The sequence below is a fragment of the Arthrobacter sp. MYb214 genome (assembly GCF_002979865.1).
Lineage (GTDB): Bacteria > Actinomycetota > Actinomycetes > Actinomycetales > Micrococcaceae > Glutamicibacter.
In genome coordinates this window covers 969,134-980,498 of the sequence record NZ_PCPZ01000001.1, presented here as the reverse complement: position 1 = coordinate 980,498, position 11,365 = coordinate 969,134, and the positions used below count along the sequence as shown (strand labels likewise).

Sequence of the window (11,365 nt, the reverse complement as noted above, 5' to 3'; positions counted from 1 at the left end):
GACGCTGTGAAACAAGTAACGCGGGCTGGTGATCGACTAGCCCGCGTCACTTGTTGATCTGAGAGCGATAAACACCCAGTGAACTGCATTGTGTCGATACGATAGACACTGAAGGAATTAGCCTGCCCCGGTGCCCCGCACCGGTGCGGGCATCGAAGCTCGTAGGAAGGCGCGAATGAGCGAGGAAAGCACCACTCCACTGAAAATAGTGGTCCTGGTCAAACACGTCCCAGATGTTCAATTTGACCGTCATATCGATTCGGGAACGCTGCGCCTTGACCGTGCAGAATCAGTACTCTCCGAACTTGACGAATACGCCGTGGAAGCTGCTGTTTCCATCGTGGAAGCCAACGGCGGATTCGCCGCCGGGCATGAAGTCATCGCCGCGACCATGGGCGGCAAGGGATCGGGCAACTCCGTCAAGAAGGCCCTGCAGATGGGTGCCAGCTCAGGGCTGCATCTGAACGATGACGCCTTGGCCGGTTCCGACACCATCGCCACGTCGAAAGCGCTTGCGGCGCTGGTTGAGCATGCCGGCAACGTGGACCTGGTTATTACCGGGATGTCCTCGACCGACGCTGAAACCTCGGTTGTTCCAGCCCAGCTCGCAGAACGGCTGGGCTTTGCGCAGCTGACTCACGCGCTGGCCGTTGAGTTCGATGCCGCACAGCGTGAACTGGCCATTAAGCGCGATCACCTGGACCGCACTTTGACCCTGAAGGCGAACCTGCCGGCAGTGCTCTCGGTCACCGACCAGGCCAACGAGCCGCGCTACCCGAATTTCAAGGCAATCATGGCTGCCAAGAAGAAGACTGTCACCGAGCTGGACCTGGCCGCTATCGGCCTGGATGCAGCCGCGGTCGGCGCCCTCGGCTCGAACACCGAAGTTATCGCAGCTGAAGCCCGCCCTGCGCGCCAAGCCGGAACGGTCATCAACGACAGCGGCCAGGCAGGTATCGCCTTGGTTGATTTCTTGGCCGAACAGAAGCTGATCTAAGGAATATTGAACATGCCTTCAGCACTAGTATTTTTCACTGAGCTTTCCGCGGCTCCCTCCAAAGGCCAGCGCGAACTGCTGACCCTGGTCTCTGGTTTCGAGAACCCGGCCGTGGCCGTTGCCAACCAAGTCAGCGACGAAGCCCAGCAGGTTCTCGCTTCCTATGGCGTGGTGAAGCTATTCACTGCTTCCGGCGATGCCCCAGTTTTCGGCCAGCACGAAATTTCCGTGCTTGACGCAGCCGTGCAGGCTACTGCCGCCAAATTGGTCTTGCTTGCTAATGACAATTTCAGCCGTGAGCTCGGTGCCCGTTTGGCTGTGCGCCGCAACGGTGCGATTATCACCGACGTCATTGGCATCAGCGGGGATCTTGTAGCTACCAAGGATGAACTGGCAGGAAGCTACAGCGTTCAGGCCAGGGCAACCAACGGCACCCTGTTTGCCACCTTGAAGCCGAACAGCATCGAAGACGCGCCAGCGGCCTCCAGCACCGCCTTGGCAGTTGAGGAATTGGCTTTGGAGAACTCCAACGATGCCAAGGTCCGGATTGCTGCGGCGGAGGCGAAAGGCGCAAGTGATCGACCTGCCCTGACCGAAGCGCGCGTCGTGGTTGCTGGTGGTCGTGGTGTCAACGGAGACTTTGGCCCGGTTGAAGACCTTGCCGATGCCCTGGGAGCTGCCGTGGGCGCTTCTCGTGCAGCTACCGATGCCGGCTGGATCTCGCACGATGCGCAGATCGGCCAGACCGGTGCCACCGTCGCACCGCAGCTGTACATCTCTGCCGGCATCTCGGGAGCGATACAGCAGAAGGCCGGAATGCAGACCAGCAAGTTCATCATCGCGATCAACAAGGATGTCGACGCCCCAGTGTTCGAGATCGCAGACCTGGGTATCGTTGGTGACCTGGCCAAGGTCCTGCCGCAGGCCGCCGAAGAGATTCGACGTCGCAAGGCATGATCGATACAGCGCAATTCATTGGTGCAGGCGCCCAACGGGTCCTGGCCTTCGGCGCCCATCCCGATGATCTGGACTTTGGGGCAGCCGGGACGGTAGCGGCCCTGACCGCGGCGGGGGCAGAGGTTCAGTATTGCATCATGACTGACGGCGACGCCGGCGGTTTTGATGACCGGGATCCTGAGGAAACGGCTAAGCTGCGCCACGAAGAGCAGAAACAGGCCGCCGCCAAGGTGGGTGTGAAAACGGTCCACTTCCTTGGCGAACGCGATGGCTTCCTGGAAGCCAACCACGATGTCATGCGCAAGGTGGTCCGGCTGATGCGCCAGGTGAAGCCAACCATCGTGATTGCAATGCACCCGGAGCGCAAGTGGGATCGGATACAGGCCTCGCACCCAGACCATCTGGCCTGCGGTGAAGCGGTCACCCGTGCGATCTACCCGGCGGTGGAGAATCCGTTCTCCTACCCGGAGCTGCTGCATGGCGAAGGACTGGAAGCCTACAAGGTGCCTTGGCTCTGGTTGTGCGGGGCTCCGCAGGAACGCGAGAACGCCTATGTGGACATCACCGAATTCTTCGAGAAGAAGATGGACGCCTTGCGTTCGCACTTCACCCAGCACCCGGATGTTGCCGCCATGGAAAACTACGTTTTGCAGCAGTGCGAGGAAAACGCCGAGCGTGGCCAGCTGGGAAAGGGCAAGCTTGCCGAAGCATTCCACGCAGTTGCCGTGAACGCCCGCGACACGATAGCCGGGTTCTGAGTATCCAGGCAAAGCAGACCGGAAAAAGTTCGGGGCGAAGATCAAGAATTGATCTTCGCCCCGAACTTTTTGGCTGGCCAGAGGTGAGCTGCTAGCTCTCGTCTTCCGTTGCCTTGTCTTGAGCCAGTGGCAGGTCGACCGATGCTTCAGCATCTTCAGATGGAGCGTCAGGGATCTTGGATCCCTCAATGGTGATGTGGAGGGCAATCACGTCTTCAGCTGGAGACAGCCCAGCCGCGGCATCTTCACCGGTGCTGGAAACGATCACGGAGACGCTGCCGGACTCATGCACGGCCCATGCAACGTACTGTTCCGAACCGTCCAGGGCAGGCAGCTCGGAGAGCTCGACACCCACAGCGCTTTCGGACTTCGACGAGCTGAGCACCGCTTGGCCTCCGCTCTTCAATTCGACGGTCTCGGTGACTGCATCATCGGCCTTGGATGCTTTGGACGCCTTGGTGCCTCCATTGAGCAGGGAGAAAATGACCACCGCTAGGACAACGATGATGGCAAGTCCCGTGACAGCGAAGATCCAGCGCTTAGGCTTTTTCTTGGCTGCACGTGAACTGCTGGCCACTTGGCTCACCAGATCTAGACCCAGGTTCTCGTCCTGGGGCTCGTCGCGGTGCTGAGAATGGCTACCGTTCATTGTCTTGGATTCTCCCGAAATGTAGTCGGCACAGTTCAATACCCGAAAACTGCGGGTACAGACTCGAGCCTACTTTATAAAGATTAGGTAAAGCTGTATGCGTGGCGCGGGCTGGCTGGTACTTTATGCGCCAGCGAAGCCGTGCTGGCGCCAAGCTTCGAAGGCTACCACCGAAGCGGTATTGGCCAGATTCATCGATCGGCGGCCTGGAAGCATCGGCAAGCGGACCAGGTCGTTGATGCGCGGATGCTTCTTGTCTTCTGCGCTCAAGCCAACCGATTCACGGCCGAAGAGCAGGATGTCGCTGGCCTCGTAGCTGATATCCGAATAGACAGTAGTTCCTTCGGATGTGAAGGCAAAGACCCGGCCTTCTCCCAGTGCTTCAAAGGCTGCGTCAAGATTTTCATGCACCGTGACGTAAGCCAGGTCGTGGTAGTCCAATCCTGCGCGACGCAGGTTGGCATCCTCGAAGTTGAAGCCTAATGGCTTGACCAAATGCAGTTCTGCGCCGGTGATGGCGGCTAGTCGGATAGCGTTGCCGGAATTACCCGGGATCTCTGGGGCATTGAAAACGATACGAAACACTCAACCAGTTTAAGCTCTCACCAACAAGAAATAGGCCATTGACCTTAGTACATCGCTTCACGTAACTGCGCCAGGGCTAGGCGATCGACGACATTCGGCGATGGGCCAGAGCCCAAGAAGAGTTTCAACTCGCGAATCAATCCCGCTGCATTGAGCACATTCGGAGTCGATGCAAGTGTTGGATCGGCATTGCGCCGGTACTCAATGACCGGTTCGTGGTGATTGCCGTTGGCAGAAAGCACCAAGGTGAACGCAACTACGTTCATCTGCATGAATTGCCGTTGCAAACCGGAGATGGAGAACTGCGGAGGCTGCGTCAGCTTATTGCCGTGGCGCAAGACATTGCCATCAAATGAATAGTAGCCATCGGGCAGAGTCATCGTATTGATCACCGCCATGCGGTAACCGGCAATCAGCACATGATCGTAGTGCCCCGACGCGGGCGAACGCAGGCCGTTGACCAAACGGGCAGCTGGCAAGATATTCAGGACGTTCTTGGAAAGCAGGTTGATGGTCTGCGCCTCGCGGATCAGCCGTGCACGGTTGGAGAACAGACCGCGTTTTCGGGGTTCTCCATGAACGCGCTGCTCACAGACTTTTCTGTCCAGCAATGTAGGAGACGTATCCGAGAACGGTGGAACATATTCGGTGGGCAACTGCGCCTTGGGCTGCTGAGGGCTCTTGCGCAGGCGCTCGTCAAAAGGACGGGCGCTGAACCCGGCGCGTGGAGCGTTGCCCGGAGACTGGAAGGTCTGCTCATAACCCAGCGGAGACGCCATCTCGCTGAGCTGCTGGAAAGCGCGCTGTACTTCTTTGAACTTTTCTTCGCTGCCACCGAGATCGGGATGGGTCGCGCGAGCGGCCCTTCGGTAAGCGACCTTGATATCTTCCATGCTCGCAGTAGGCGCGACACCAAGAATTTCGTATGGGCTTGGTGTACTCATTGAACGGAGGAATCCTCTCGGTGAAAAAGACCGGATGGCCAGTGTTCCCCAGTTTAGCGAATCCAACCCAGCAAATTCTTTGTAGAAGCGTCAAGTTGCTGGGTAATCTCTATGGTCATGAGCTCGTTTGGTCGCACCGCAGAAATCCGCATCATCTTCCACCCCGCCTCAGGCCGAGGCCGGGGGATGCGCCTTGCCCAGCAGCTTGCCCACGCGCTTGGCAAGCTCGGGCTGGAACATGGGCTAGTTGATACTTCAAGGACGAGCGTGGAACTGGTGGGGGACCAGCTCAGAGCTTCGCGGGCGATCGTCATCATTGGCGGTGATGGGCTGATCCACCACTGCATCCAGCACGTTGCGGGAACTTCGATTCCCATCGGTGTCATCCCCGCAGGCAGCGGCAACGACTTCTGGCGCATGACAGGGGACGCGAATGCAGAAGAATCCTTGGCCAAGGTGATTGCGTTTTGCAAGCAGCCGGGAGCAACTATGCCCATTGACGTGCTGGAGCTGCGGTTTGACCAGGCCGGCAGAACACCGCGCTATGCACTGGGTGCCGTGTCCTGGGGATTTGAAGCCACCGTCAACGCGAAAGCCAACGCGTTGCCGCGGCAGCTGGGAGCACTGCGGTATATCGCCGGTTTGATCCTGTGCCTTCCCCAGCTGCGCGGATGCCCCAGTGGGGTGAGGGCCGACGGGCTGCGATTCAGCGGAAGCGTCCTGGCCGCCAGCGTCGCGAATATCAAGTCCCTTGGTGGCGGCATCAAGCTCTTCCCGCATGCTGATTTCACCGACGGTACCGCGGAATTGGCTATCGTACGCGGACCAAATATTCTGCGGGTCCTTCCGTATCTGGCAAGGATCCTCACCGGAGCGCCGCATCCATGGAAGGTCAGCGCAAACCTCACGCGGGCCCGCATCGAGACATCCCGGGACAGCTATGCTGACGGGGAATGCATGGGGGCCGGGTCCTTTGAGCTAGCTGTTATTCCCGCGGGGATCCAGCTGATTTCCTAAGTCGATAGTCGCAGAAGAGCATGCTGTCCTCTTCAAACAAGGAATGCAGCTCGAAGGCGTGGAACCCCTGACGATCGTGAACCGCTATTCTCATGCCATCACCTGCCACAAGGACAGGAGAGTAGCTGATGCAAACCGAATCCACCGCGCCAGCCGAGGCGAACTGCCCAAAAACGTGAGGACCGCCTTCAGCGTGGATGAAGCCGTATCCCTTGGAATGCAGATATGCGATGATTTCGGTCGGATCACACCCGCCCTCGGTTTCGGAAACCTGCACGAGAGTGGCATTGGGTCCAAAGGACCGACGCTGTTCGTCGGTGACCTGAACGCTGGTGAAAAGCAGAACCGGAACCGGGGATTGGGCAAACACCGGGGCCGTTGGCTCCAGATGCAATCCTCGTGAGATGAGCGCCAGCACGGGCTGTGGCGGCAGGCCATGTTCGATACGCCACGCCATGTCCTCCGCGGACAGGAGCTGGCCTTCGTAGCCCTCGGCACGAACCGTTCCAGCACCCACCATGATCACGTCGGCAAGCCGGCGCAAGAGTGCGAAAACCCTCTGATCGCCAGGAGAGCCCAATGCTTTGGAGAGCCCATCAACCTGGGCACTTCCGTCGATGCTGCTGACGAAGTTGAAACGCACGAATGGGCGATGCTCGCTGGAATAGCGCTCAAGCAGGAACTGGTCATCAACCTGATCTGCTGGTTGGGGAAGCAGGGCACGCATCTGGGAAAATCCTTACTTGCTGACTTCGGGTTCTGGGTGAGCAGGAGGATTGACATCCCCCATGTTGTGTATCTGGTAGGCAGGCTCCCGCCACCCTTGTGCTGCTTCGAGCAGGCGTACTGTCTGCACCGATTCAGGAATATTGTGCATCCGCAATATGCGGGCACCGTTCATGGCACAGATCGTTGCTGCCACCATAGAACCAACCATGCGCTCAGCCTTCGGCAAGTTCAAGGTTTCACCGATGAAGTCCTTGTTCGAGACCGCTGCCAAGGCCGGATAGCCCAAATCGGCAAAGGCCTGGAACCCAGCGGTCAAATCCAGAGTGTGGCGGGTGTTCTTGTTCAGGTCGTGCCCTGGATCAACAATGATCTTTGCCGGAGAAACACCAGCGTCCAACGCAATCTGGATTTTCTCCAGCAGATACTGGCGGATCTCGGCCACCACATCGTCGTAGCTAGGGCGCGGGTAAACGGTGCGGGGCTTGGCTAGCGAATGGGTGATCACCACATGCACGTTGTTCTTGGCTACCACCCGGGCCAAACCGGGATAGGAAAAGCCTGTGGTGTCATTGATGACATCAGCGCCGGCATCAATGGCAGCCTGCGCCACCTGTGGATGGAAAGTGTCTGCAGAAATAATCACCGAACTGCGGCTACGCACTTGATGGATAACCGGCACAATTCGCTCTGCTTCCTCCTGCCACGGGAGCTCCGGGCCCGGAGAGAAGGGGACTCCGCCGATATCCACCCAGTCAGCACCTGCCTCGACCGCACGCATGGCAGCGGCCACAGCATCATCCAAGCCAAAGGTCGACCCGGCATCGTAGAAAGAATCCGGAGTGCGGTTGATCACTGCCATCACCGCGATCCGCTGTGAGAAATCCAGGGAGCGCTGGGAGAAATCATGGACTGGAACCAAGAAATCAGGCTTGAACATGCAGGAAGGCTCCCTTAGCTGGAATCGACACGTCATCAGTTGTTCCTCTATTCATACCACCGACCACGGTTCGGAGGAGGAATCCGCCCGCTGCTCTCGCTAGGCTTGGACCATGCAGTTTTCACACCTCTCCGCAGCCCACGGGCAATGGATCGCCGCAGCTTGTGCATCAGCCGACCCCAGCACGGTAGTAGCCCAGATCCCGCATGGCTACGAACGCTACGTCCGCATCCTTCACCCAGCACTGGATGAAGATGACCAGTTGGTGCGCTGGGAGACGGTGGCACAGAGCCGCAAGCACATCATCACCGCCGCGGATCTTTTTGAAACCGTGGCCGGACTGGACGCGCAAGGCAATCCTGCGACCGAAGACGCCTGGGTAGATACCGACCTGCCGCTGGACCAGCTCCCGGAATCGCAATGGCAAGCACTAGCCGCCGAAATGGTCCGGGTTTCTGCCAAAGACCAGAAGTTCGTGGTGGGCTTGTGGGCCGGTTACGCATTTATCGCGGGCGGGGAACGCATACAGATTGAGCGCGAGCCGGATCCTGCATTGAGCGATGACGAGAACCAGCGGGTGTACGAGTTGGCGCTCGCCGAGGCGCAGAAACCTGCCTTTGGTCCCGAGATCATCCAGGCAGAACCGTTCGACCTGGGTGGCGGATACCGGAACTACCACCTGTTCGAAGCGGACGCGGAGTTCCTGGCGCAGCCCGAATGGGCCAGAACTGCCGACGGCGCCCAACGCCAGCGCCCGGCGCTGGCGTTTGCGGCGGACCATTCCTGGATGCTGTCGACAGAACCGTTTGATGATTGCACCATCCTGGGTGGTCCTGCTTCATTGATTGAGGCGGTCTTGAACAATCCGGCGCTGGAGGCCATTGAGGTTGGCCAATTCACACGGATCGGCCATTCAAACTAGGGCGCCCCACCCCGTACCATTGAAGTGTTATGAAAACTTCCGCCGTATACCTGGATCACGCGGCAACCACCGATCTGAATCCAGCAGCTCTGGCTGCCATCACCGAACAGTATTCCCGCACCGGAAACCCGTCTTCTTTGCATGGGGCCGGACGTCGCGCCAACCGTGCGGTGGATGATGCCCGCCAAGCTATCGCCATGGCCGCCGGGGCGCACTCCAGCGAATTGATCTTCACATCTGGTGGGACTGAATCGGATAACTTGGCGCTGAAGGGACTGTTCTGGAACCGCGTGGCGGCCAATGAGCAGGCGCGTGCCATCGTGCTCACCGGCATTGAGCACCACGCGGTCCTGGATACGGCTACCTGGCTGCAGGACCATGAGAATGCCACCTTGCTGTGGCTCGCCGTGGATGAAGACGGTGTCGTTGATCTGCAGGCGGCCGAAAAGCTATTTGAAGAGCAGCACGAGCAGATCGCTTTGGCCACCTTGATGTGGGCCAACAATGAAGTCGGCACCGTTCAGCCGATCCGTGAATTTGCTGCCCTAGCTGGCAAGTACGGGGTCCCGGTGCATTCGGATGCGGTGCAGGCCTTTGGTGCGCTCGCGGTCGACTTCGGCTCCTCGAATCTGGCCACCATGGCGATTAGCGCGCATAAGATCGGTGGCCCGGTAGGCATCGGCGGGCTACTGGTTCGCCGCGATATTGTGCTCACCCCGGTCCAGCACGGCGGTGGACACGAACGCAAGCTGCGATCGGGGACTTTGAATGCTGCCCACGCGGCCGGCTTTGCCGCCGCGGCTACCGCGGTGCGTTCTGGATTGCGGCAGGAAGCTGCGCGGCTGAGCGAACTGCGTGAATATGCGATTGAGAAGATCACCGGCTTGATTCCGGAAGCGGTGCTGAACGGACCACGGGATCAGGGCAATGAGGGCCAGCGCCTCCCGGGCAATCTGCACTTCACCTTCCCGGAATGCGAGGGGGACTCCTTGCTATTCGGCTTGGACATGGTTGGCATCGCATCATCCACCGGTTCGGCGTGCACCGCTGGTGTTCCGCAGCCTTCGCATGTTTTGCTGGCTATGGGACGCGATGCGCGCACCTCGCGCAGTGTGCAACGCTTCACATTGGGGCATACATCCACACGCGCCGACGTTGACGCATTATTAGAGGCTTTGCCCCAAGCGTATGCTCAGGCAAAGAAGGCTGGCATGGCAGCCGATGAAAGCAGCATCCACACGGCAGGAACAGGTTTTACACGATGAAAGTACTAGCAGCGATGTCCGGAGGCGTGGACTCGGCGGTAGCCGCGGCCCGCGCAGTTGAAGCCGGCCATGATGTGGTCGGCGTGCACCTGGCCCTGTCTCGCATGCCGGGGACCCTTCGCACCGGTTCGCGCGGTTGCTGCACCTTGGAAGACTCCAATGATGCATGGCGTGCCTGCGACAAGCTGGGCATCCCATACTACGTCTGGGACTTCTCGGACCGCTTCGCAGAAGACGTGGTGCAGGACTTCGTGGATGAATACGAAGCTGGCCGCACCCCGAATCCCTGCATGCGATGCAATGAGAAGATCAAGTTCGCTGCCTTGCTGGAAAAGGCATTGGCCCTGGGCTTCGACGCGGTATGCACCGGGCACTACGCCAAGGTGCTGCGCGATTCCGAGGGCAACCCGGAGCTGCACCGAGCCGCAGACTGGGCCAAGGACCAGTCCTACGTTTTGGGCGTGCTGACCCACGAACAGCTGGAACACTGCATGTTCCCGCTAGCCGAGACTCCCTCCAAGGCGGAAGTTCGCGCCGAAGCCGCAGCGCGCGGACTGACCGTGGCGAACAAGCCAGATAGCTATGACATCTGCTTCATTCCCGATGGCGATACCCGCGGTTGGCTGGCTGAACGCATCGAGATGAAACCAGGCGAGATCGTTGACCACGAGGGCAACCAGCTCGGTGAGCACGAAGGCGCCCAAGCCTTCACGGTTGGCCAGCGCAAGGGTCTTCGACTGGGTCGTCCGGCCGCCGACGGCAAACCGCGCTTCGTCTTGGAAATCCGTCCGAAGGACAACAAGGTCATCGTCGGTCCAGAGGCCCTGCTGGCTGTGGACCAGCTGCGCGGCATCCGCATTTCCTGGGCTGGCCTGCCGATCGCTGAAGTTTTCAGCGGAGACAAGTTCGACTGCATGGTGCAGGTGCGCGCGCACGGCGATCCGGTCGCCGCGGTAGCCCACATGGAGCGCTCGGAAGAAGGCCGCGACGAGTTGGTTGTCAACCTTCCCGAAGGCATGCGTGGAGTCGCGCCGGGCCAGACCATGGTCGTCTACCAGGACAGCCGCGTGCTGGGCCAAGCGACCATCGATTCTGCTCGTTCCAGCGAATGGGACTCCAGCATGGTCAATTAATTAGCCATCCAAAGAAACCCTTGGTCCAGTTCAAGATAATGAACTGGACCAAGGGTTTCTTCGCGTCGTGATTCAAGTTAGACGAACGGCTGGTTGCAACGGAGCTCGGCGGCCATCCGCTTCGGCCGTGGGCGTCCGGCACGTATTCGCCCGGCATTGCCGGCGATTACCGGTGGTGTGTGGGATTCGGCCTGTCTTCAAGGGCCGCTTGGGGCTTGCTGGCTCACTGCATTGGTTCGACCCTCTAGGTTTCGCTATTGAATTGGGCTGCCGACCCTGTTGCGCCACCGGATGCCCTGGCTTCCAATGCGCTCGCTGCGATGTTCTCGAGAATGCTCACCAGCGGTAGCTGGGCGGATAGGGGCGCATCGTCCAGAACAACGGATCATTCCAGTCGGCAGAACCAATTCGTACCAATCCGGAAGGCCTCCACGAGCTAGATGCCCGAGGGGCTCGGGCAGCAGTACTCAAG

The 11,365-nt window shown here is 59.4% G+C and carries 12 protein-coding genes; 7 read left to right on the top strand and 5 right to left on the bottom strand.

Annotated features, from left to right (window positions below; translation table 11 throughout):
- The first annotated feature begins 175 nt into the window (after positions 1-175).
- The 3 genes from CQ012_RS04520 to CQ012_RS04510 are packed head-to-tail and all read left to right on the top strand — an operon-like array spanning position 176 to position 2,712.
- Positions 176-997 (top strand): electron transfer flavoprotein subunit beta/FixA family protein, encoded by an 822-nt coding sequence (locus tag CQ012_RS04520; protein WP_181149011.1) that lies wholly within the window; start codon positions 176-178, stop codon positions 995-997.
- Positions 998-1,009: 12 nt separating this feature from the next.
- Positions 1,010-1,954, top strand: coding sequence for an electron transfer flavoprotein subunit alpha/FixB family protein (locus tag CQ012_RS04515; RefSeq protein ID WP_105661500.1), 945 nt, complete (start codon positions 1,010-1,012; stop codon positions 1,952-1,954).
- Positions 1,951-2,712: a PIG-L deacetylase family protein gene (locus CQ012_RS04510; protein WP_105661499.1), complete on the top strand. Its 762-nt coding sequence runs from the start codon at positions 1,951-1,953 to the stop codon at positions 2,710-2,712. The genes CQ012_RS04515 and CQ012_RS04510 overlap by 4 nt, the downstream gene beginning before the upstream one ends.
- A gap of 91 nt (positions 2,713-2,803) precedes the next feature.
- Here the strand turns inward: CQ012_RS04510 and CQ012_RS04505 are convergent, their stop codons facing one another.
- The 3 genes from CQ012_RS04505 to CQ012_RS04495 form a co-directional block, all read right to left on the bottom strand.
- A complete protein-coding gene (locus CQ012_RS04505; RefSeq protein WP_105656839.1) occupies positions 2,804-3,361 on the bottom strand; it encodes an anti-sigma factor domain-containing protein in 558 nt (185 codons plus the stop codon).
- 123 nt (positions 3,362-3,484) lie between these two features.
- Positions 3,485-3,946 carry a tRNA (cytidine(34)-2'-O)-methyltransferase gene (locus tag CQ012_RS04500; protein ID WP_105656838.1) on the bottom strand — a complete coding sequence of 154 codons (462 nt, stop codon included), beginning with the start codon at positions 3,944-3,946 and terminating at the stop codon, positions 3,485-3,487.
- Between the two features lie 44 nt (positions 3,947-3,990).
- Positions 3,991-4,956, bottom strand: coding sequence for a J domain-containing protein (locus CQ012_RS04495; RefSeq protein WP_146112240.1), 966 nt, complete (start codon positions 4,954-4,956; stop codon positions 3,991-3,993).
- Between the two features lie 51 nt (positions 4,957-5,007).
- Between CQ012_RS04495 and CQ012_RS04490 the strand changes: the two genes are divergently transcribed.
- Positions 5,008-5,907 carry a diacylglycerol/lipid kinase family protein gene (locus CQ012_RS04490; protein WP_166650798.1) on the top strand — a complete coding sequence of 300 codons (900 nt, stop codon included), beginning with the start codon at positions 5,008-5,010 and terminating at the stop codon, positions 5,905-5,907.
- On the opposite strand, the gene CQ012_RS04485 is transcribed toward CQ012_RS04490, so the two are convergent.
- Both CQ012_RS04485 and folP read right to left on the bottom strand, forming a co-directional pair.
- Complete coding sequence (locus CQ012_RS04485; protein WP_105661497.1) at positions 5,876-6,634, bottom strand: pyrimidine reductase family protein; 759 nt, start codon at positions 6,632-6,634, stop codon at positions 5,876-5,878. The genes CQ012_RS04490 and CQ012_RS04485 overlap by 32 nt on opposite strands.
- Before the next feature lie 12 nt (positions 6,635-6,646).
- Positions 6,647-7,573, bottom strand: coding sequence for a dihydropteroate synthase (gene folP / locus CQ012_RS04480; RefSeq protein WP_105656834.1), 927 nt, complete (start codon positions 7,571-7,573; stop codon positions 6,647-6,649).
- A gap of 112 nt (positions 7,574-7,685) precedes the next feature.
- Between folP and CQ012_RS04475 the strand changes: the two genes are divergently transcribed.
- Genes CQ012_RS04475 through mnmA form a run of 3 tightly spaced genes read left to right on the top strand, consistent with a single transcriptional unit; the run spans position 7,686 to position 10,893 of the window.
- Positions 7,686-8,495, top strand: a complete 810-nt coding sequence (locus tag CQ012_RS04475) for a hypothetical protein (protein ID WP_105656833.1) — start codon at positions 7,686-7,688, stop codon at positions 8,493-8,495.
- A gap of 29 nt (positions 8,496-8,524) precedes the next feature.
- Positions 8,525-9,760, top strand: coding sequence for a cysteine desulfurase family protein (locus CQ012_RS04470; RefSeq protein ID WP_105656832.1), 1,236 nt, complete (start codon positions 8,525-8,527; stop codon positions 9,758-9,760).
- On the top strand, positions 9,757-10,893 hold the full coding sequence (gene mnmA, locus CQ012_RS04465) for a tRNA 2-thiouridine(34) synthase MnmA (RefSeq protein WP_105656831.1): 1,137 nt from the start codon (positions 9,757-9,759) through the stop codon (positions 10,891-10,893). Before CQ012_RS04470 ends, mnmA begins: the two co-directional genes overlap by 4 nt.
- Positions 10,894-11,365 lie beyond the last annotated feature (472 nt).